The organism is Arthrobacter sp. RCC_34, assembly GCF_041360795.1.
Lineage (GTDB): Bacteria > Actinomycetota > Actinomycetes > Actinomycetales > Micrococcaceae > Arthrobacter_E.
In genome coordinates this window covers 733,032-755,127 of record NZ_JBFUPW010000001.1, presented here as the reverse complement: position 1 = coordinate 755,127, position 22,096 = coordinate 733,032, and the positions used below count along the sequence as shown (strand labels likewise).

At 68.6% G+C, this 22,096-nt stretch carries 16 protein-coding genes; 5 read left to right on the top strand and 11 right to left on the bottom strand.

Going from position 1 to position 22,096, the window contains the following annotated elements; all coding sequences use genetic code 11:
- The first annotated feature begins 20 nt into the window (after positions 1 to 20).
- Positions 21 to 4,109: an ATP-dependent RNA helicase HrpA gene (gene hrpA, locus AB6732_RS03485; protein WP_370958332.1), complete on the top strand. Its 4,089-nt coding sequence runs from the start codon at positions 21 to 23 to the stop codon at positions 4,107 to 4,109.
- A 111-nt stretch (positions 4,110 to 4,220) separates the two neighbouring features.
- The gene (locus tag AB6732_RS03480) at positions 4,221 to 5,204 is read left to right on the top strand and encodes a beta-ketoacyl-ACP synthase III (RefSeq protein WP_370958330.1); all 984 of its coding nucleotides are present in this window, start codon (positions 4,221 to 4,223) and stop codon (positions 5,202 to 5,204) included.
- 158 nt (positions 5,205 to 5,362) lie between these two features.
- Here AB6732_RS03480 and AB6732_RS03475 read toward each other — a convergent pair whose 3' ends face one another.
- The 3 genes from AB6732_RS03475 to AB6732_RS03465 form a co-directional block, all read right to left on the bottom strand.
- Entirely contained in the window at positions 5,363 to 5,791 is a 429-nt protein-coding gene (locus AB6732_RS03475) for an HIT family protein (RefSeq protein ID WP_370958328.1), read from the bottom strand.
- Entirely contained in the window at positions 5,788 to 6,951 is a 1,164-nt protein-coding gene (locus tag AB6732_RS03470; RefSeq protein WP_370958326.1) for an NAD(P)-dependent alcohol dehydrogenase, read from the bottom strand. The genes AB6732_RS03475 and AB6732_RS03470 overlap by 4 nt, the downstream gene beginning before the upstream one ends.
- Before the next feature lie 82 nt (positions 6,952 to 7,033).
- Complete coding sequence (locus tag AB6732_RS03465; RefSeq protein WP_370958324.1) at positions 7,034 to 7,873, bottom strand: sulfurtransferase; 840 nt, start codon at positions 7,871 to 7,873, stop codon at positions 7,034 to 7,036.
- A gap of 131 nt (positions 7,874 to 8,004) precedes the next feature.
- Between AB6732_RS03465 and AB6732_RS03460 the strand changes: the two genes are divergently transcribed.
- Positions 8,005 to 9,114: a PLP-dependent cysteine synthase family protein gene (locus tag AB6732_RS03460; protein WP_370958322.1), complete on the top strand. Its 1,110-nt coding sequence runs from the start codon at positions 8,005 to 8,007 to the stop codon at positions 9,112 to 9,114.
- A 96-nt stretch (positions 9,115 to 9,210) separates the two neighbouring features.
- On the opposite strand, the gene AB6732_RS03455 is transcribed toward AB6732_RS03460, so the two are convergent.
- Both AB6732_RS03455 and AB6732_RS03450 read right to left on the bottom strand, forming a co-directional pair.
- Positions 9,211 to 9,897, bottom strand: coding sequence for an MBL fold metallo-hydrolase (locus AB6732_RS03455; protein WP_370958320.1), 687 nt, complete (start codon positions 9,895 to 9,897; stop codon positions 9,211 to 9,213).
- A 51-nt stretch (positions 9,898 to 9,948) separates the two neighbouring features.
- Complete coding sequence (locus AB6732_RS03450) at positions 9,949 to 10,782, bottom strand: aldo/keto reductase (RefSeq protein WP_370958318.1); 834 nt, start codon at positions 10,780 to 10,782, stop codon at positions 9,949 to 9,951.
- Between the two features lie 163 nt (positions 10,783 to 10,945).
- Here AB6732_RS03450 and AB6732_RS03445 point away from each other — a divergent pair, with 163 nt between their 5' ends.
- Complete coding sequence (locus AB6732_RS03445) at positions 10,946 to 11,383, top strand: Fur family transcriptional regulator (protein WP_370958316.1); 438 nt, start codon at positions 10,946 to 10,948, stop codon at positions 11,381 to 11,383.
- On the opposite strand, the gene AB6732_RS03440 is transcribed toward AB6732_RS03445, so the two are convergent.
- The 6 genes from AB6732_RS03440 to AB6732_RS03415 form a co-directional block, all read right to left on the bottom strand.
- Entirely contained in the window at positions 11,325 to 12,638 is a 1,314-nt protein-coding gene (locus tag AB6732_RS03440) for an MFS transporter (RefSeq protein WP_370958314.1), read from the bottom strand. The two genes, AB6732_RS03445 and AB6732_RS03440, sit on opposite strands and share 59 nt — an antisense overlap.
- Complete coding sequence (locus AB6732_RS03435) at positions 12,631 to 13,515, bottom strand: metal ABC transporter permease (RefSeq protein ID WP_370958312.1); 885 nt, start codon at positions 13,513 to 13,515, stop codon at positions 12,631 to 12,633. The genes AB6732_RS03440 and AB6732_RS03435 overlap by 8 nt, the downstream gene beginning before the upstream one ends.
- The gene (locus tag AB6732_RS03430; protein WP_370958310.1) at positions 13,516 to 14,319 is read right to left on the bottom strand and encodes a metal ABC transporter ATP-binding protein; all 804 of its coding nucleotides are present in this window, start codon (positions 14,317 to 14,319) and stop codon (positions 13,516 to 13,518) included.
- Between the two features lie 54 nt (positions 14,320 to 14,373).
- The gene (locus tag AB6732_RS03425; protein WP_370958309.1) at positions 14,374 to 15,390 is read right to left on the bottom strand and encodes a metal ABC transporter solute-binding protein, Zn/Mn family; all 1,017 of its coding nucleotides are present in this window, start codon (positions 15,388 to 15,390) and stop codon (positions 14,374 to 14,376) included.
- 83 nt (positions 15,391 to 15,473) lie between these two features.
- On the bottom strand, positions 15,474 to 16,556 hold the full coding sequence (locus AB6732_RS03420) for a hemolysin family protein (protein ID WP_370958307.1): 1,083 nt from the start codon (positions 16,554 to 16,556) through the stop codon (positions 15,474 to 15,476).
- Positions 16,549 to 17,868 (bottom strand): hemolysin family protein, encoded by a 1,320-nt coding sequence (locus AB6732_RS03415; RefSeq protein WP_370958305.1) that lies wholly within the window; start codon positions 17,866 to 17,868, stop codon positions 16,549 to 16,551. The genes AB6732_RS03420 and AB6732_RS03415 overlap by 8 nt, the downstream gene beginning before the upstream one ends.
- A 345-nt stretch (positions 17,869 to 18,213) precedes the next feature.
- Here AB6732_RS03415 and AB6732_RS03410 point away from each other — a divergent pair, with 345 nt between their 5' ends.
- Positions 18,214 to 22,062: a multifunctional oxoglutarate decarboxylase/oxoglutarate dehydrogenase thiamine pyrophosphate-binding subunit/dihydrolipoyllysine-residue succinyltransferase subunit gene (locus AB6732_RS03410; protein ID WP_370958303.1), complete on the top strand. Its 3,849-nt coding sequence runs from the start codon at positions 18,214 to 18,216 to the stop codon at positions 22,060 to 22,062.
- The last annotated feature ends 34 nt before the right edge of the window (positions 22,063 to 22,096 follow it).

Genomic DNA, 22,096 nt, shown 5'->3' with positions numbered 1-22,096 from the left:
ACAACTAGACTGATCAGGTCATGCCTCTGAACATCACATACCCCGCCGCGCTCCCCGTCTCCGAACGCCGTGAGGACATCATGGCCACCATCTCGGAGAACCAGGTGGTCATCGTGGCCGGCGAGACCGGCTCCGGCAAGACCACTCAGCTGCCGAAGATGTGCCTCGAACTGGGTCTGGCCGAGCACGGCCTGATCGGCCACACGCAGCCCCGTCGTCTGGCGGCCCGCACTGTCGCGGAGCGCATCGCGGAGGAACTGGACGTGGAACTCGGCCAGGAAGTGGGCTACCAGGTCCGCTTCACGGGCGAGGTGGGGCCGCAGACCCAGGTCAAGCTGATGACGGACGGCATCCTGCTCGCGGAGATCCAGCGGGACCGTCTGCTGCGGAAATACAGCGTCATCATCGTGGATGAGGCCCACGAGCGCAGTCTCAACATCGACTTCATCCTCGGATACCTCAAGCGCCTGCTGCCCCAGCGGCCGGATCTGAAGATCATCATCACCTCGGCCACGATCGATCCCGAGCGCTTCGCCCGGCACTTCGGCGGTGAGGACACCCCGGCGCCGATCGTCGAGGTCTCCGGCCGCACGTTCCCCGTGGAGATCCGCTACCGCCCCCTGTCCGAACCAGGGGAAGAGGAACTGGACGACGAGCTCGAAGAGGACCGCGACCCCGTGGACGCGGTCTGCGACGCCGTGGATGAACTCTCCCGGGAGGCCCCCGGCGACATCCTGGTGTTCTTCTCCGGCGAGCGCGAGATCCGCGAGGCCGCGGAAGCGCTGCAGGGCCGTCTCCCCCGGAATCCCCGCCTGGCCGACGCCGAGATCCTGCCGCTCTTCGCCCGGCTGAGCCTCGCGGAGCAGCACAAGGTGTTCAACCCGGGACCGCGCCGTCGCATCGTCCTGGCCACCAACGTCGCCGAGACCTCGCTCACCGTGCCCGGCATCAAGTACGTGATCGACACCGGCACCGCCCGCATCTCGCGGTATTCGCACCGGACCAAGGTGCAGCGGCTGCCCATCGAACGCGTCTCCCAGGCGTCCGCGAACCAGCGGTCCGGCCGTTGCGGCCGTGTCAGCGACGGCATCGCCATCCGGCTGTACTCGGAGGACGACTTCCTCGGCCGTCCCGAGTTCACCGACCCCGAGATCCTGCGCACCAATCTCGCCGCCGTCATCCTCCAGATGATCGCGATCGGTGTCGCACGCACCCCGAAGGACGTCGAGGGCTTCCCGTTCGTCGAGTCGCCGGACACGCGCGCGGTCAACGACGGCGTCACCCTCCTGCGGGAACTCGGAGCCCTTCCGGCGCCCGGCGAGACGGCCGACGGCGCCCCTTCCGAGGGGACCCGTGCCAAGGGGACCGGCGCGGACGGCGTCACCGAGTCGCGCCGTACCGGCCGCGGGGCCGGACGTGGCCGCGGCGAGCACGGCGGGGGCCGCAAGCCGTCCGGGCTGACCGCCGTCGGACATCAGCTGGCCCAGCTCCCGGTGGATCCGCGCCTCGGCCGCATGATCGTGGAGGCCGCCCGCCGCGGCTGCGCCCGTGAGGTCATGGTGCTGGCCGCCGCGCTGACCATCCAGGACCCTCGTGAACGGCCCACCGACAAACAGCAGCAGGCCGCGGAGAAGCACTCCCGCTTCAAGGATGAGAAGAGCGACTTCACCGGTTACCTGAATCTGTGGAACTACCTGCAGGAGAAGCAACGGGAACTGTCCTCAAGCCAGTTCCGCCGCCTGTGCCGCACCGAGTTCATCAACTACCTGCGGGTCCGCGAATGGCAGGAGCTCTACTCGCAGCTCCGGCAGCTCGCGAAGCCGCTCGGCATCGCGGTGGACAACAGCCGTGACACCGATCCGGTGGGCCTGCACGACGTGATCCACCAGTCGTTGCTGTCCGGTCTGCTCAGCCAGATCGGCCTGTATGACGAGCGCAAGCGCGAGTACGCGGGCGCCCGCGGCACCCGCTTCGCCATCTTCCCCGGCTCGGCACTGTTCAAGAAGTCCCCCGCGTTCGTCATGGCGGCCGAACTCGTCGAGACCAGCCGTCTCTGGGCACGGGTCACCGCCGCGTTCGCCCCGGAGTGGGCCGAACTGGTGGCCCCACAGCTGGTCAAGCGGACCTTCAGTGAACCGCATTGGTCTTCGAAGTCCGGCTCCGTCATGGCCTATGAGAAGGTCACGCTCTACGGCGTGCCCATCATCCCCAAGCGCCGGATCAACTACGCCTCCGTGGACCCGGAACTCTGCCGTGAACTGTTCATCCGGCATGCCCTGGTGGACGGCGAATGGCGCACCCACCACAAGTTCTTCCAGCGCAACCGCGCCCTCCTGCGGGAGGTGGAGGAGCTCGAGACCCGCATGCGCCGCCGCGACATCCGGGCGGATGACGAGACGCTGTTCGAGTTCTACGACCAGCGGATCGGCCGCGAGGTCGTCTCCGAGCGGCACTTCGACGCCTGGTGGAAGCAGGCACGCCAGCAGGATCCGGGGCTGCTCGACTTCGACCGTGCCCTCGTCATGAGCGACGACGCCGATGACCTGGACGAGTCCGCCTTCCCCCGGACGTGGCATCAGCAGGGCTTCGAATTCCCGCTGAGCTACGAGTTCCATCCCGTCGCTCCGGGTGCCACGCCCGATCCGTCCGACGGCGCCACCGTGGAGATCCCGGCGCTGTTCCTGAACCAGGTGGATCCCGAGCCGTTCCGCTGGCAGATCCCCGGCCAGCGCGTGGAGCTGGTCACCGCGCTGATCAAGTCCATGCCCAAGGCGGTCCGGAAGAACTTCGTCCCGGCCCCCGACGTCGCCCGGCAGGCCGTGACGGCACTGGAGGCCGACTTCTCCCCCACCGAGGACCGGATCGAGGAGGCCCTGGCCCTGACGCTTCGGCGGCTCCGCGGTCAGGTGGTCCCCGACGGCAGCTTCGCCTGGGACTCCGTGCCGCCGCATCTGCGCATGAGCTTCCGCGTGGTGGACGCGAAGGGCAAGGTCCTCGGCGAGAGCAAGGATCTTGCTGCGCTCCAGTACGAACTCGCCCCCGCCACCCGCCGCGCCATCGCGGAAAGCCTGGGCGCCACGCCCAAGTCCGTGAACGGCACGCCGGGCCGGGCCGCCAAGGCCGGGGGGAAGGGCGCCGCCAGTGCCCGTACCTCGGACGGCTCGCGCACTCCGAACGGCTCGACGACGGCGGGCGCCCAGCCGGGCCTGCACGCCTCGGGCATCGCGGAGCTGAGCGGGCTCAAGGACTGGGCCGCGCTGACAGCCGCGAGCGGTGGCGTGATCCAGCGCAGCGTGAGCCGGCAGCTCGGTGGCCACACGGTCACGGGGTACCCGGCACTCGTGGACGAGGGCGGCGCCGTCGGCCTGCGCGTGTTCCAGACCGCGGAACGCCAGGAAGCCGCCATGCGTGCCGGCGTCATCCGTCTGCTCGCCCTGAAGATCCCTGCCCCGGACCGCTACGTCCTGGAGCACCTGAGCAACACCGAGAAGCTGACGTTCAGCCAGAACCCGCACGGCAGCGTGAGCGAGCTGATCGCGGACTGCGCCCAGGCCGCGATCGACAAGCTCGTGCCGGCGCAGCTCCCGTGGGACGCCAAGGCGTTCGACGCGCTCTACGAGCAGGTGCGGGCCGACCTCATCGACACGGTGTTCACCGTGACCGCGGTGGTCGAGCGCATCCTCGCCAGCGCCCGCCGCATCGAGAAACAGCTCAAGGGCAGCACGAGCCTGGCGCTCATCAGCGCCCTGAACGACGAGAAGAGCCATCTGTCCCAGCTCGTGTACCGCGGGTTCGTCGCACAGACGGGTTACCAGCAGCTCGCGCAGCTGCCCCGGTACCTGAATGCCATCGAACGCCGACTCGAGAAGCTGCCGACGAATGTCCAGCGCGACGCCAACAACATGGCGATCGTCCAGCGCCTGGAGGATGAGTACGACGACGCCGTGGCGGCGCTCCGCTCGGGCGAAGGGCCCGGCCCCGAGTTAACCCATGTGCGCTGGATGTTGGAGGAACTGCGGGTCAGCCTGTTCGCCGTCGAGCTCGGCACGCAGTACTCGGTGAGTGAGAAGCGGATCCGCGTCGCGCTGAACAAGGCCCTCGCACCCTGACCTTTCTCCCCTGATCCTTCGCGTCCTTCGCGCCGGACGTCATGGAAGCAAGGATGCGGCCCGGTCAAATAAACTTGGGGGGTCCGCCCATCCGCAACCTAAGGACTCCACATGAAGCTCAGCTTCCCTACGCCGAATGCCGGCACTGAAATCCTCGGCCTCGGCCATGCCCAGCCGGAACGGGTCATGGACAACCATGAACTCGAGGGGATGATGGAGACTTCCGACGAATGGATCCGTCAGCGGACCGGCATCGTCACCCGGCACATCGCCGGTGAGGAGGAGACGGTCAAGGACCTGGCGATCCGCGCGGCCAGGATGGCACTGGAGGACTCCGAGGTCGCCCCCGAGCAGATCGACCTGGTCATCGTGGCCACCACCACGGCTGCGGAACGCTCCCCCAACACGGCCGGCCGCGTGGCACAGGCCCTGGGGCTCGGCAACGCCGAGCGTGGCCCGGGCATCATCGACATCAACACGGCCTGTTCGGGCTTCGAGTACGCCCTCGGCCTGGCGGACCAGTCGATCCGCTCCGGCACCGCGAGCCACGCTCTGGTGCTGGGCGCCGAGACGCTCTCCAAGGTCACGGACTGGACCGACCGCAGCACCGCCGTGCTCACCGCCGACGGCGCGGGCGCCATGGTGATCGGCGCGACCGACGAGCCGCGCATCGGCCCCGTGGTGTGGGGATCCAAGGGCGACTTGGCCGACGCAGTGCTGATCGCACCGCCCACCAACAAGTTCTGGCAGAACGGCCGCGAGGTGCTCCGCTGGGCGCTGAAGGACGCGGAGAAGCACGCCCGCGCCGCCGTCGAGCGCGCCGGACTCCAGATGGAGGACATCGAGGTCCTCGTGACGCACCAGGCGAATCTGCGCATCATCGAGCCCATGGCACAGGTTCTCGGCCTCACCGACAAGGTGGTGGTGACGGACGTGACCGAGTCCGGCAACACCTCCGCAGCGAGCGTCCCCCTCGGCTACAGCAAGTGGTGGCACGCCGGCAAGATTCCGGCCGACGTCCCGGCGCTGCTTTTCGGCTTCGGCGGCGGTTTCACGTTTGCGGGCATGGTCGCCATGACCCCGCGCAAGAAGTAACACCCTCGATCGACTGCTCCCACCGGCTCCCAGCGCTCGTACCTCGCGCTGGGGCCCTCGCCGGCGTGGGCCCCCCACACGATGCTGGAACCCCGGAAAACCGGGGAAATGCGCATCCTATGGAGCAGTCGATGTGTTTAAGGGGTCGGCTTAAGGCCTCACGCCTCCGGGACGAACTCGGCGTAACCCGCTGCGCGGAGGCCCTCGCGGATCTTCTCCGCGTTCGCCTCCAGCTCCACGGGATCCGGGTTGGTGTCCACCGCGGCGAAGTCATAGTCCTTCATCGAGTTCGACGGCCACACATGCACGTGCAGGTGGTCGATCTCGTACCCGGCCACCAGGAGACCTGCCCGCTCCGAGCCGAAGGCCTCGACCTGCACCTTGCCGATCCGTTGGGCCACGATCATGGCCTTCGAGAGGGTCTCCGGCGAGGCGTCGGTCCAGCGGTCGACCTCCTCGACCGGGACGACGAGGGTGTGCCCGGGAGCCAGCGGGCCGATCGAGAGGAAGGCGACCACCTCAGGATCGCGCCAGACGAACCGTCCGGGGATGTCTCCGTTGATGATCTTGGTGAAGAGAGTGCTCACGCGTCTGCTTCCTTCCCTGCGGGCTGCAATGTGCTGTTGTCCAGGACAAAACGGTACTTCACGTCGCCGGCCACCATCCGGTCGAAGGCTTGGTTGACCTGCTCCGCGCCGACCAGTTCGATATCGCTCGTGAGCGAATGCTCCGCGCAGAAATCGAGCATCTCCTGGGTCTCCGCGATCCCGCCGATCAGGGACCCCGCATAGGCCGCGCGCTTGCGGATGAGCAATCCGGGGTCCACGGGCGGCATCTCACCGGACGGAAGCCCGAGCTGGTAGATCACCCCGTCCCGCCGGAGGGTCCGCAGGAGCGCGTTGAGGTCATGCGGAGCCGCGACGGTGTCGATGACGACGTCCACGGAATCCGAGGCGTCCCGCATCTGTTCCTCGTCCCGGGAGTTGACCACACGGTCCGCGCCGAGCCCGGCCGCCGCCTCGCGCTTCGACTCCGAGGTGGTGAAGACCGTGACCGTCGCGCCCATGGCCTTGGCCAGCTTCACGGCCATGTGGCCGAGCCCGCCCAGCCCGACGACGCCGACGTCGTCGCCTGCCTCCACGCCGGCATGGCGCAGGGGCGAGTACGTCGTGATCCCCGCGCAGAGCAGCGGCGCCGCTGCTGCAGGGTCAAGGGATGCGGGAATGCGCAGGACGTAGTTCCGGTCCACGACGATGGTCCGCGAGTAGCCGCCCTGGGTCCGCTCGCTGCCGTGGCGGACGTCGGAGGCGCCGTAGGTGCCCACCATGCCGCGGGAGCAGTACTGTTCCAGGCCGTCCTCGCAGGCCTCGCACTCGCGGCAGGAGTCCACCATGCACCCCACGCCCACGCGGTCGCCGACGGCGTAGTCCGTCACCGCGGACCCCGCGCGCAGGACCCGCCCCACGATCTCGTGACCGGGGACCAGCGGATAGTTCGCGCTCCCCCACTCGCCACGGGTCGAATGGACGTCTGAATGGCACAGGCCGCAGAATTCGATCAGGATCTCGACATCCTCAGGGGCAGGAGCCCGGCGCGCCAGCGTGAGCGGCTCCAGGCCGCCGTCCGCCGAGCGGGCGCCGAGGGCCGCGACCAGGCGCCCTTCGTCGTCGCGCGGATCACCGAGCGGGGAGGCGAGATCGGGAAGGGGTCTGCCCAGCGGAGGGGGCACGGGACGTCCGGGAGTCATACCCGAAACGCTACCGCCCGGGCCGCGCGGCTGACCAGACGACCGGGTCCGGAGGCGCGGCGGGATGGCCGCCCGGCCCGCTTCACTCCCCCGTGGCGACCTCGCGGGAGGCGTCGTGAGACCACTGGGAGAACGATCCGGGGTACAGCGTGGCGTCGATGCCCGCGAGCGCCAGGGCCGCCACTTCGTGCGCCGCCGTCACCCCGGAACCGCAGTAGACGGCCACGCGGCTGCCGGGCTCGACGCCGAGGCTCGCGAAGCGCTCCCTGAGCGCCTCCGGTTCGAGGAACAGCCCGTCGTCGTCGACGTTCCCGGTGGTGGGCGCGCTGACAGCGCCGGGGATGTGGCCCGCGCGGGGGTCGATGGGTTCGGTCTCGCCGCGGAAACGCTCGCCGGCGCGTGCGTCCAGGAGGATGCCGTCCGATGGCCACTCTGCGGCCTGATCGATGGTGATCGCGGCGTCGTCCGCCAGGGGTCGGAGCGTCACGTTCCCCGCGGGGAGGACCACCTCGTCCTTCTCGATCGGGAAGTCCTCCTGAACCCAGGCCATGAGCCCGCCGTCGAGGATGCGCGTGTCCGCATGGCCGTATGCGCGCAGCAGCCACCAGGCGCGGGCGGCCGCCATGGACCCCGAGTTGTCATAGACCACGACCGTGTCGCCGTCGTTGACACCCCAGCGACGCGCCGCGGCCTGGAAGCTCTCCAGATCGGGCAGCGGGTGACGGCCGTCCGCCGGACTGGCGGGGCCCGCCAGATCGGTCTCCATGTCCACGAACACGGCGGCCGGCAGGTGACCCATGAGGTACTTCTCGCGGCCCAGCGGATCGCCCAGCTTCCACCGGACGTCGAGAAGGACGAGCTTGTCCGGGTCCAGATCGTGGACGTCGGCAGGGGCGATGGTCACGGGGAATTCTTGGTCCATGAGGCACACTCTATGCCGGGCGACGCGCTCCCCGGCAACACCTCACCACCAGCTGAGCTGGGCGTGGACCGGCTCCGGAGACAGGTCCGCCACGCCCGCGCGCAGCCGGCACGCCCAGTAGGCTAGTGCCCGTGAGCGCAGCAGATTTCCCGCAGGTGGTCCGTTCCGGCGAACGGGCCTGGGCCGACGAAGCCATCCGGATCATCACGGCGGAGGCCAACCGCTCCGCCGACACCCACCTTTACAGCGTGCCGCTTCCGGAGCAGTGGGGCATCGAGCTGTTCATCAAGGACGAATCCACGCATCGTTCCGGCAGCCTGAAGCACCGGCTGGCCCGCTCGCTCTTTCTCTTCGGCCTGGTCAACGGCTGGATCGGGCCGGGGACCACCATCGTGGAGGCCAGCAGCGGCAGCACGGCCGTCTCCGAGGCCTATTTCGCGCGGCTGCTCGGCCTGCCGTTCATCGCGGTCATGGCCCGCAGCACGAGCGAGGAGAAGATCCGCCTCATCGAGGACTTCGGCGGCTCCTGCCTGCTGGTGGACCACCCCGGCGAGGTCTACTCGACGGCGGAGGAGGTCGCCCGGACCACCGGCGGCCACTACATGGACCAGTTCACGTATGCCGAGAGGGCCACGGACTGGCGCGGCAACAACAACATCGCCGAATCGATCTTCCAGCAGATGTCCCGTGAGAAGCACCCGGTCCCCGAGTGGATCGTGGTGGGCGCCGGGACCGGTGGGACGAGCGCCACGATCGGCCGCTATCTCCGCTACCACCGGCACCCGACGAAGCTCGCCGTGGTGGACCCGGAGAACTCCGCGTTCTATCCCTCCTGGCGGGACGGCGACCCGGACCTCACCACCGGGATGCCGTCCCGGATCGAGGGGATCGGCCGTCCGCGCGTGGAACCGAGCTTCGTCCCGGCCGTCATCGACGCCATGATCCCGATCCCGGACGCCGCGTCCATCGCGGCGATGCGCCACCTCAAGCGCTACGCGAACCTCGACGCCGGCCCCTCCACGGGCACGAACCTCTGGGGCGTCTGGCAGATCATCGCCGGCATGGTCGCGCGGGGTGAGCAGGGCAGCGTGGTGACGCTCATGTGCGATCCGGGGAACCGTTACGCGTGCAGCCACCAGAACGACGCGTGGCTCGCCGGCAAGGGCCTGGACCCCTCGCCGCACGAGCGCACCATCGAGCGATTCCTCGACACCGGTGTGTGGGAGCAGTTCGCGGAGTAATCCGCTAGCGCTCCACCCTTCCCGTTGTGTGCTCAGTAATTGCGGGTTCCACGCTGGATCATCCGCATCTACTGAGCACGCAACGGAGGAAGGCGCTCACCCGAGGTCGCGGGTCTCCCCCGGGTCGAGGTGCTCGTAGCTGGTGCCGTACAGGCCGCCCAGTCGGGTGACGTGTCCTTCCAGCATCGACAGGCCCGCGGGGTTGAGCAGCGCCTCATGAATGTTGAACGCGCGGCGTGCCCGGACGCTGATCACGAAGTCGACCACTTCCTGGATCTTGGACCACGGCGCGTGCACCGGCACGAGCAGCGTGTCCACCTCCACCTCGGACGGCACCGTGAAGCTGTCACCCGGGTGGAACAGCGTCCCGTCCACGAGGTATCCGGTGTTGGCCACGAGCGGCACGAGCGGGTGGATGAGCGCGTGCTGGCTGCCGAAGCCCCGCACCGAGTACCCGGCCACGACGGCGTCGAGCCCGTCGCCGGCGTCGTGCACCCGGCCGTCCGGATCAGCGGCGCCCGCTTCCGCGGCTTCGCGCCGCAAGGTGCCCGCGATCCCGGCCGGAGCATAGACGACCAGTTCCGGCGAGCTCACGAGCGCCGCGACGACGGCGGGCACGTCCACATGGTCCGCGTGCTCGTGCGTGATGAGGATGGCGTGGGCCCCCTCCAGGGCGGGCCCGGTCTCCGAGAACGACCCCGGGTCGATGACCAGGGTGCGGGGCCCGTCAGGGGTCTCCTTGTCGAGGCGGACGCAGGAATGGGTGTACTTGGTCAGCTGCATGACCTCAGGGTACGCCTGCACACTGTCATGGCATCAGCGAATCCGGAACCCTCACAGCATCTCCAGGGGAACCTTTCGGGTGGGCGCCGGGAACGCGGCGTCGATGCGGCCCAGCTCGGCGGCACTGAGCTCCAGACCGGCGGCGGCCGCATTGTCACGGACATGCTCGACGCTGGACGCCTTCGGGATGGCGATGACGTCCCCGGAGCGGATCGCCCAGGCCAGCAGCACCTGGGCCACGGTCACGCCTCGTTCCGCCGCGATGTCCCCGAGCGTAGGGTCGTCCAGCAGACGGCCCTGCTCGATCGGCGAGTATGCCATGGCCTTCACCGGGCTGGAGAGCCGCGCCTGCGCCGGGAACAGGTCGAACTCGGGGCCGCGACGCGAGGGGTTGTAGAGGACCTGATTCACGGCGGGCGCGCTCGGGAAGCGTCCCAGCGCGTCGGCGTCGAAGTTGCTGATCCCCCACGCGCCGATCAGCCCACGCCGGATCAGCTCCTCGAACCCTTCGACGGTCTCCTCCAGCGGATGAGAGCCGGGCCAGTGGAGCAGATACAGATCGATCCAGTCGGTTCCGAGCACCTCGAGGGACCGTTCGCACGCCTGCACGGTCCCGCGCCGGGACGCGTTGTACGGCAGGACCTTGTCCACCAGGTACACCCGGTCCCGGACCGGGGCGATGGCCTCCCCCACCAGATCCTCCGAGCGCCCGTCGCCATACATCTCGGCGGTGTCCACCAGGGTCAGGCCGAGGTCGATCCCCTCCCGCAGCGTGGCGATCTCGGCGTCGCGGCGCCAGGGGTCGTCCCCCACGAACCAGGTGCCCTGACCCAGCGCGGGCAGAACGGCGCCATCGGACAGCGTGACGGTTTTCAAGGAGGCCATGGCAGTGAAGCCTAGCGGCCGGACCGCCGGGGCGCCCTGGGAAGCCGATTGTTGCCATCCCGGCTGAGCCCGACGTCTCACCGCGCGGGGGCCCGATGGGACTAATCCCCACCCGCTCCTTGTTAAACTGAACGTTCAGGACAGGACAACCAGGAGAGTAGTCGTGGAGCAGAGCTCAGAGGCCCGGGTGCAGACGAGGGTGACCAAACAACGTCTCGCAGTGGACGCCGCCCTGGACCAGCTGGAGGACTTCGTCAGCACGCAGGAGCTCCACCGTTCCCTGCAGGACTCCGGCGTGTCGGTCTCCCTGGCCACCACCTACCGCATCCTGCAGTCCATGGCGGACGAGGGCGCCGTCGACGTCCTCCGCAGCACCGACGGCGAGGCCGTCTACCGCCGCTGCGAGGCCGACAGCCATCACCATCACCTGCTCTGCCGCCGCTGTGGCAAGGCCGTGGAGATCGAGGCGCCCGCCGTCGAGGCCTGGGCCGCGAAGATGGCCGCCGAGCACGGTTTCACGGCCGTCACCCACACCGTGGAGATCATGGGGCTGTGCGCCGAATGCTCCGCGTCTTCTGGGACCACAGCACGACAGGAATGAGCAGGAGGGCGAGCACCCCGCCCGCGATGGTGACCGCGGAGTAGTCCCCCGCCGCCATCACCACACCGGCCATGGCGCTTCCGCCGGCTCCGGACAAGGCGACCAGAACGTCGACGCCGCCCTGCACCCGCGCGCGGCTGTCCGGTTCGGTCGCGTCCACCAGGAGCGCGGTCGCCGTGATGAGGCCGAAGTTCCAGCCGAGGCCCAGCAAAGCCAGCGCGAGCAGGAGCAGCCCCAGGGAATCGCTCGGGGCGAGCGTCGCCAGGATGGCCGAGGCCACCAGCACGAGCCCGCCGGCGCAGGCCATCCAGACCCTGCCGATCCGGTCGACGAGCCAGCCCGTGACGAGGGACGGCAGGTACATCGCGCCGATGTGGACGCCGATCACCAGACCGACCTCGCCCAGACCGTGGTGGTGTGCCCGCATGTGCACCGGGGTCATGGTCATGATCGCGGTCATGGTCACCTGAGTGAGCACCATGATGAGCGCGGCCAGCGCGACGCCGTGACGCGCGGGCTTCTTCTCCGGCACGACTCCCGCGTCACCCGGCGTCGGCGACTCCGAATCCTCCGGAACCGCCACGGCCTCCGCCTCCCGCCGCAGCTCGTGGGCCAGGCGGTACGGATCGGGCCGCAACAGGACCCAGAGCACGAGACCGGCGGCCGCATAGGCCACCGCGGCCAGCAGGAACGGCCCCGAGAGGACCGGCAGACCCCACGACCCGGCCAGTGCGCCGAGCGGCTCCACCAGATTGGGGCCCGCCACCGCGCCCAGGGTGGTGGAGACCAGGGCGATGCTCACGGCCCGGCCCCGCTGATCGGCCGTCGCGAGATCGGTCCCGGCGTAACGGGCCTGGAGGTTGGTGGCGGATCCGCCACCGTACAGGAACAGCGAGACGAAGAGCAGAGCCGGGTTCCACAGGATCGCGGCCAGCACCACGCCGGCCGCGCCCAGAGCGCCCGCGCCGAAGCCGAACGCCAGCCCGGGCCGGCGGCCGAAACGCTGCGTCGTCCGGCCCACGAGATAGGCCGCGAGGGCGGAACCCAGGGTGAAGAGCGCCGTCGGCAGCCCGGCGACGCCGTCGCTGCCGAGCATCTCCTGCGCCAGGAGAGCGCCCACCGTGATGCCGGCCGTGAGCCCCGCGCCGCCCAGGATCTGACTGATCACGACGACGGCGAGGGTCCGCCGCTGCACGCGCGCCCGGCCGTCGTCGTCGGTCAGAGTGCGGGCAGGGGCCGCCGCCGGCTCAGGCACCTGCCACGACCTCGACGCGACGCCCGTTGCGGCCCTTCCGTTTGCGCCAGGACCCGATGCCCCAGCACACGAGGTAGATGAGGAACGAGATGGTCGTGACGTACGGGCTGATCGGGATGCGTCCTCCCAGCGCCAGCAGGATGCCGCCCACGGTGGAGGTCGTGGCGAAAACGACACTCAGCAGCACCACGAGCGCCGGCGAACCCGTGACCTTGAACGCGGCCGCCGCCGGGGTGATGAGCAGGGCGAGGACCAGCAGAGCGCCCACCACCTGGATGGACAGCGCCACGGAGACGCCCAGGATCAGCATGAAGGCCATCGAGAGGCCCTTGACCGGGACGCCCCGGGCCTCGGCCACATCGGGGTCGTCGCTGGCGAAGTTGAGCGGGCGCCACAGCACCACGAGAGCCACCATCACGAGCGCGGCGGTGATCGCGAGCATCTGGAGCTGCACCGCGTCCACCGAGACGATCTGGCCGGTGAGCAGGGAGAACTTGTTGGCCGCGCGGCCCTCGTACAGCGAGAGGAACAGGATGCCCAGACCGAGGCCGAACGGCATGAGCACCCCGATGAGGGAGTTCTTCTCCCGGGCCCGCAGACCCATCACACCCAGGAGCAGGGCCGCGGCCACGGAGCCGAGCAGCGAGCCGAACACCACGTCCGCGCCGATCAGCAGGGCGAAGGACGCGCCGGCGAAGGACAGCTCGGAGATGCCGTGCACGGCGAAGGAGAGATCCCGCTTGACCACGAACACTCCGACCAGCCCGCCGAGCACGCCCAGGACCGCTCCGGCCCAGAGGGAGTTCTGGAGCAGGGCCAGCAGTTCGCCGTAATTCTCGAAGTTGAAGATGGCGCTCAGAACGGAGTTGAAGTCCACTTACTCGCTCTCCTGTTCGTGGTGCACCTGTTCGGGGATGCCCGAGACCATCAGCCGGTCACCGGACCGGATCACTTCCACACGACCCTGGTACAGCTCGGACAGGGTCTCGGTGTTCATGACCTCGTCAGGAGTGCCGATGCAGAAGCGTCCCCCGGCCAGGTAGAGGACCTTGTCCACATAGGGCAGCACAGGGTTGAGTTCGTGGGTCACGAACACCACGGCGGAGCCCTCATCGCGGCACTGCCGGTTGACCAGTTCGCTCACGATGTTCTGGTGCCGCGGATCCAGGGAGAGCAGCGGCTCATCGCAGAGCAGGATGGCGGGGTCAGCTGCAAGCGCCTGCGCGATCCTCAGGCGCTGCTGTTCGCCGCCTGAGAGCTGCCCCACCGGGACCTTGGCATAGTCCGTGGCCCCGACGTGCGCCAGCAGCTCATCGACCTTGCGATTGACGCCGCGCCGTTCCAACCGGACGCCCCAGCGGTGCCCGTCGACACCGAGCGCCACGAGATCGCGCGCCCGGAGGGCGGTGTCCGGGGCGAACGACTTCTGCTGGGGCACGTAGCCCACGCGTTCCTTGGGGACCCTGCTCTCCAGCGTTCCGGCGGTCAGCGGCAGGAGCCCCAGCAGGACGCGGAGCAGCGAGCTCTTGCCGCTGCCGTTGGCGCCGAGCACGGCGAGGAACTCCCCCGCCTTGAGGTCCAGGTTCAGGTCCTCCCAGAGGACGCGCTGACCGAAGCCGAGCCCGGCCTCCCTGAGTGACATCAGGGAGGCCGGGGCCGGATGAATCGTGTTCTCGTTCATGTTCTCCCTGAGCACGGGACGATGGAGGATGCGCAGCGGCGCACCACTCTCACTTTAGCCCCGGACCTTCTCCACGGCCTTCTGGACGGCGTTCACGTTGTCCGACATCCAGCTCAGGTAGTCCTTGCCCTCCGGCAGGGTCTCGGTGAAGGACACGACCGGCGCGCCGGCGTCGGTGGCGGCCTTCTTCACCGCTTCGGTCTGCGGGCCGGAGGTCTGCTCGTTGTAGGCGAGGAAGGACGCCTTCTTCGCCGAGAACAGCTTGAGGGTCTCGTCGAGGACGGAGGCTGGGACGTCATGCCCCTCCTCCACGGCGCTCGTGAACTCCTCCGGAGTGACGTTGTGCAGGCCCGCCGCCTCCAGGAGGTAGAGCGGGACGGGCTCGGTGACCGCCACATCCACATGGCTGCCCTTCGTCAGTTTCTCCAGGGTCTGCTGGTAGTCGCCCAGACGGGCGGTGAAGGCCTCCGCGTTGTGCTTGAACTCCGCCGCCGACGCCGGGGCCAGCGCGCTCAGACGCTGCTCCACTTGGGCGGCGACCTTCTGCATGGCCGGGAAGTTGTACCAGACGTGCTCGTTGAAAGAGCCGTGGTCGTGATCGTGCCCGTGGTCGTGGCCGTCCGCTGCGGAGGCGCTCGGGGCGGGGCTTTCGGTGCTCTCCTGCTGGAGGCCGGAGACGGTCACCGCGTTGATGACATTGGCGGGATCGAGTTTGGCGTCGGCCACCATGCCGTCCATGAACGCGTCATAGCCCCCGCCGTTCACCACGACGAGGCCGGCCTTGGAGACCTTGAGACGATCCTGTGCCGTGGCCTCGTAGGAGTGGGGGTCCTGGCTGATCTTGGAGACGATCGACTCGACCGTCACCTTGTCACCGCCGATCGCCTTGACGAGACTGCCGTAGGCGCTCGTGGACGCGACGACGGTGATCCCGCCGGACGTGCCACTCTCCGTGCCCGCGGCGCTGCTGCCGGGGGTGGAGCAGGCGGCGACGCCGAGGAGGACGACGCCGGACAGCGCGGTCAGGGACAGGGTCTTCTTACGGAACTGCACGTTCTTTCGGGACTGCACGGGCACCTCTGGTTCAGGCTGGGGGAAGGTTGCTTCCCCCAGCCTAGACCTAAATGAGAATCATTTCCATTTAAGGGCGGAACTCACTGATCCTCGTGCGCCCGCTGGCTCTCCCAGTACCGCACGGCGTCCTTCGCCTGGGTCTCGTCCTGGATCTCGCCCACGAGCTCCTCGATGACGTCCTCGAGGAAGAGGACGCCCAGGGTGTGACCCTGCCCGTCCACCACCCGGGCCACATGGGACCCGCTCTTCTGCATCCGGGCCAGCACGTCCTCGATCTCCATCTCCGGGTCGATGTTCACCAGCGAACGCTGGCGGACCACGGCGATGGGCTGGTCGTACTGGGACTCCGGAATGGAGATGACGTCCTTGATGTGGAGGTAACCGGACAGCTCTCCCTCGTCGTCCTTCAGCAGGATGCGGGAGTACCCGGTCCGGGCGACCATCCGCTCGAACTGCTGCGGGGTGGCGTCCTCGCTGAGCGTGGCCAGCCGGTCCAGCGGGACCATGACCTGGGACGCGCGGCGCTCGGAGAACTCCAGAGCACCGGTGAGCAGGCCGGCGTCGTCCTCCACGAGGCCGTGCCGCGTGGATTCGTGGACGATCGACTGCACCTCTTCGAGGGTGAAGGTGGACGTCACCTCATCCTTCGGTTCCACGCGCATGAGCTTCAGCACGTGGTTGGCGCACCAGTTCAGCGTGGCCACGACCGGACGGAGCATGGTCGCCAGCGCCGCCAGCACCGGGGCCAGCAGCAGGGCCGCCTTGTCCGCGGCGGACACCGAGATGTTCTTCGGCACCATCTCGCCGAAGGTCACGTGCAGGAAGGTCACCACGATCAGTGCCGCGGCGAACGCCAGCGCGCCGGCGAGCGTCTCCGGAATGCCCAGATGCTCCAGCGGCTCCGCGATCAGGTGATGGATGGCCGGTTCGGCCACCTGCAGGATCAGCAGCGAGCACACCGTGATGCCGAGCTGCGCACAGGCGAGCATGAGCGAGACCTGTTCCATGGCCTTCAAGGTGGTGGCCGCGCGTCGCGACCCCGCCTCGGCCAAAGGCTCGATCTGGCTGCGCCGGGCGGACATGATGGCGAACTCGGCCGCCACGAAGAAGGCGTTGCCGAGCAGCAGCACCACCAGCCAGAGGATTCCCATCCAGTCACTCATGGCGTGCCCCCTCTCCGGTCTCCTCGTCACGGGGCAGGAAGGCGAGCCGGTCCACCCGGCGTCCGTCCATCCGCACGACGCGCAGTTCGCCGCCGTGGACCGCCACGTGATCGCCGGCCACCGGGATGCGTCCCAGGCTGCTCATCACGAAGCCACCCACCGTTTCGTAGGAACCGTCCTCGGGGATCACGAGGCCCTTGATCTGAGCGCCGACCTCGTCCGGACGCAGGAGGCCCGGGAAGAACCAGCGGCCGTCGGCGCCCTGGAGCACACCCGGCCTCCGCCGGTCATGCTCATCGGCGACCTCGCCCACGATCTCCTCGACCAGGTCCTCCAGCGTCACGACGCCGGCGGTGCCACCGTATTCGTCCAGCACCACGGCCAGCTGCATATTGGAGGCCCGCAGCTCGGCGATCAGATCGTCCAGCGGGATGGTCTCCGGAACCCGGAACACCTCGGTCATGAGGGACCCGACCTCCAGCTCGGCACGCTTGACCGTCGGCACGGCCACGGCCTTCTTGATATGCACCACTCCCCTGATGTCGTCCACGGACTCTCCGGTGACGGGGAAGCGGGAATAGCCGGTGGCGCGGGCCGCGTCGACGACGGCCGTCACCGGCTCCACCGCATCCAGCGTCTCCATGCGGAAACGCGGGGTCATGACATCGGCCGCGGTCTTGTCGGAGAAGCGCAGGGTCCGTGCCAGGAATTCGGCGGTGCCGGGATCCAGCGTCCCCATCTCCGCGGAACGGCGCACGAGCGAGGCGAGCTCGTCCGGGGTGCGCGCTCCGGAGATCTCCTCCTTGGCCTCCAGGCCGAAGATGCCGAGCACCTTGTTGGAGAAGCCGTTGAGAACGATGATCGCGGGCTTGAAGATCATGGTGAACACCAGCTGCGGGCGTGCCACGGCCTTGCCGACCGCCATCGCCTGGGCGATCGCGAGGTTCTTGGGCACCAGCTCGCCCAGGATCATGGAGAACACGGTGGCCGCGATCATCGCGATCACGAGGGACACCGGCGTCGGATCGGCGATGCCGAGGCCCCGGAGGGGTTCCTTCAGCAGACTGCCGACTGACGGCTCCAGCACGTAACCGGTGAGGAGCGTGGTCAGGGTGATGCCCAGCTGACAGCTGGACAGCTGGGTGGAGAGGGACTTCAGGCAGGCCAGCAAGGGCTTCGCGGCCTCGTCGCCGTCGTCGACGGCGGCCTGGACCTGTGCCTGATCGAGTGCCACGAGGGAGAATTCCACGGCCACGAAGAAGCCGGTGCCGAAGATCAGCAGGATGCCGAAGACGAGGAAGAGCCATTCCATGGAGCGTGGTCACCCCCTCGACTGGCAGCGGTCAGTCCGCGGGTGGGTGGATGGGCATGGGATCGGGGTCTGCCGGCTGGATCGGACGCCGCGGGGGCAGCATGGCTGCGGCGGCGTCGGGAGCGTCCAGGCCGGCACCTGGAATGACTGTCCATAAGAACACCAGTCTATCCAGAGGAGGGCCCGGATGGCACGCAAACTTTTACGCTCTGTAGATTAGCCCTCAGCAAGCCTCGTCACTAGACTGGCAAAGGTCTGGGTTCACGCAACCCGGCACTGGACCAGGCCGGCACCGAGGCCGGCTCTCATTCCAGCGGGCAAACAAAAATGGAAGAGGCGTATCACGTGCCAGAGCAGCCAAACCACCGTCTACCCGAAGAGTTCGGCGGAAATGAGTGGCTTGTAGATGAGCTCTACGAGCAGTTTCTGAAAGACAAGAACTCTGTGGACTCCAAGTGGTGGTCTGTCTTCGAGAACTACGGTTCAGGCAACCCGGCCCCGTCGACGCAGACTCAGGTGCTGCCGACCGTGGCCACGGCGACCAAGACCGCCACTGCGACCGAGGCCCCCGCCTCATCTGCTCCCGCGACGGCGCCGCCCGCCGCCGCAGCACCGGCGCCTGCCGCTCCGGCACCCGCCACCCCGGCCCAGGGAAGCCCGGCCCAGGCTGAATCGGCCCAGAGCGCCCCCGCCGCGCCCGCGCCCAAGGCCCCGCCGCGCGTCGTCGCGAAGGATGGCAACCGCACCACGGCCACCGCGCCCATCCCCGCCCAGCTGCCCAAGAGCGCTCCCGCGGAATCCGGCCCGCAGGAGGAGAACGTGGTCCAGGTCCTCCGCGGCCCGGCGAAGGCCATCGCGGCCAACATGATCACCAGCCTCGAGGTGCCCACGGCGACCAGTGTGCGCGCCGTCCCGGCCAAGCTCCTGATCGACAACCGCGTGGTCATCAACAACCACCTGGCCCGCGCCCGTGGTGGCAAGGTCTCCTTCACGCACCTCATCGGCTTCGCCGTGGTCAAGGCGCTCAAGCAGTTCCCCTCCATGAACGTCACGTACGACGTGCAGGACGGCAAGCCGGTCGCGGTCGAGAACGCCCACGTGAACTTCGGCATCGCGATCGACATGCCCCGGCCGGACGGCAGCCGCCTGCTCGTGGTGCCGAACATCAAGAAGGCCGAGACCCTGCGGTTCGCCGAGTTCTGGCGCACCTATGAGGACCTCATCAAGCGCGCCCGCAACGGCAAGCTGACCGCCGACGACCACTCCGGCACCACGGTCTCCCTCACCAACCCCGGCGGCATCGGAACGGTGCACTCGGTCCCGCGTCTGTCCAAGGGCCAGGCCGCGATCATCGGCGTCGGCGCTCTCGAGTACCCGGCCGAGTTCCAGGGCTCCAGCGAGAAGAAGCTCGCCGAGATGGCCGTGGGCAAGATCATCACCCTGACCTCCACCTATGACCACCGCGTCATCCAGGGCGCCGGTTCGGGCGAGTTCCTGCGGATCGTCCACCAGCTCCTGCTGGGAGAGCAGAACTTCTACGACGAGATCTTCGAAGAGCTCCGCATCCCGTACGAGCCCGTGCGCTGGAGCCCGGACGTCCAGGTCGACCCGGCCGACGAGATCAACAAGGTCGCCCGCATCCAGCAGCTCATCCACTCCTACCGCGTGCGCGGCCACCTCATGGCGGACACCGATCCGCTCGAGTACGTCCAGCGCAAGCACCCGGACCTGGATGTGCTCAACCACGGCCTGACCCTCTGGGACCTGGACCGCGAGTGGCCCACCGGAGGCTTCGGCGGCAAGCAGTTCCTCAAGTTCCGCACCATCCTCGGCGTGCTGCGCGACGCCTACTGCCGCACCACCGGCATCGAGTACATGCACATCCAGGATCCCGAGGAGCGCCAGTGGTTCCAGGATGAGCTGGAGCACCCGTACTCCAAGCCGAGCCGGGAAGAGCAGCTGCGCATCGTCTCCCGCCTGAACGCCGCGGAGGCCTTCGAGACCTTCCTGCAGACCAAGTTCGTCGGCCAGAAGCGCTTCTCCCTGGAAGGCGGCGAGTCCCTCATCCCGCTGCTGGACGCCATCATCTCGGACGCCGCGGACAAGGGCCTCGACGAGGTCGCGATCGGCATGGCCCACCGTGGCCGCCTCAACGTGCTGACCAACATCGCCGGCAAGACCTACGCCCAGGTGTTCCGCGAGTTCGAAGGCACGCAGGACCCGCGCAGCGTCCAGGGTTCCGGTGACGTGAAGTACCACCTCGGCACCGAGGGCACCTTCACCTCCGAGTCGGGCAACACCACCAAGGTGTACCTGGCCGCCAACCCGTCCCACCTGGAGGCCGTGGACTCGGTGCTGGAAGGCATCGTCCGCGCCAAGCAGGACCTTCTCGACCAGGGCACCGCCTTCCCGGTCCTGCCCATCCTGGTCCACGGCGACGCGGCCTTCGCGGGCCAGGGCGTGGTGGCGGAGACGCTCAACCTCTCCCAGCTGCGCGGCTACCGCACCGGTGGCACCATCCACGTGATCGTGAACAACCAGGTCGGCTTCACCACGTCGCCGTCCTCCTCGCGGTCCTCCACGTATTCCACGGACGTCGCCAAGATGATTCAGGCGCCGGTGTTCCACGTGAACGGCGACGACCCGGAGGCCGTGGTCCGCGTGGCACAGCTGGCCTTCGAGTTCCGCGAGCGGTTCCACAAGGACGTCGTGATCGACATGGTCTGCTACCGCCGCCGCGGTCACAACGAGGGAGATGACCCCTCGATGACCCAGCCGCTCATGTACAACCTGATCGAAGCCAAGCGCAGCGTCCGCAAGCTGTACACCGAGGCCCTGATCGGCCGTGGCGACATCACCGAGGAAGAGGCGGAGCAGCTGCTGCGCGACTACCAGGAGCGCCTGGAGCGGGTCTTCGCGGAAACCCACGCCGCCCAGACCTCCCCGATCCCGGTCATCACCTCCGATTCCGCGGCCGTGTCCGGCATCGAGCGGCCGATGGCCCAGCGCAACGACGGCATGGTCAACACGCCGAGCACCACCGCGATCAGCGCGCAGACCCTCGCCCACATCGGCAAGGCCTTCCTCAACATCCCCGAGGGCTTCACCGTCCACCCCAAGCTCAAGCAGCTGCTTGAGAAGCGTGCGCAGATGTCCGTCGACGGCGGCATCGACTGGGGCTTCGGCGAGATCGCGGCCTTCGGCTCGCTCGTCATGGAGGGCGTCCCTGTCCGTCTCACCGGCCAGGATTCCCGCCGCGGCACGTTCGTGCAGCGCCACGCGGTGTTCCACGACCGCAAGACCGGCCAGGAATGGGCTCCGCTGGACAGCCTCTCCGAGGACCAGGCCAAGCTCTGGATCTACGACTCGCTGCTCTCCGAATACGCGGCCATGGGCTTCGAGTACGGCTACTCCGTCGAGCGTCCGGATGCTCTCGTCATGTGGGAGGCGCAGTTCGGTGACTTCGTGAACGGCGCCCAGACCGTGATCGACGAGTTCATCTCCTCCGCCGAGCAGAAGTGGGGCCAGCGCTCCTCGCTCGTCCTCATGCTGCCGCACGGCTACGAGGGCCAGGGCCCGGACCACTCCTCGGCCCGCATCGAGCGCTTCCTCCAGATGTGCGCGGAGAACAACATGGTGGTGGCGGAGCCGACGACCGCGGCGAACCACTTCCACCTCCTGCGCCGCCATGCCTACAGCCGCCCGCACAAGCCGCTGATCGTCTTCACCCCGAAGCAGCTCCTCCGCCTGAAGGGCGCCGCCAGCTCGGTGACCGACTTCACCACGGGCGGCTTCCAGCCGGTGATCGGCGATCACGCCGAGCTGGATCCGGCTGCCGTGAAGCGGGTCATCCTGGTGGCAGGACGCCTGTACTACGACCTGCTGGCGAACCGGGACAAGTCCCAGGACTCCAGCACGGCGATCGTCCGCGTCGAGCAGCTCTACCCGCTGCCCGAAGAGGAGATCCGCGCGGAGCTGGCGAAGTACCCGAACGCCGATGTGGTCTGGGCCCAGGACGAGCCCGCCAACCAGGGCCCGTGGAGCTTCATGGCCCTGAACCTGGTGCCGTCCCTGGACCGCCCGGTCCGCCTGGTCAGCCGCCGTGCTTCCGCCTCGACCGCGGCCGGCACCGGCAAGCGGCACGCGGCCGAGAACGCACTGCTCCTGCAGCAGGCCTTCGACCACCGCGCCTGACCCTGCCGACGCGCCGTCGTCGTCTCCGCCCTAT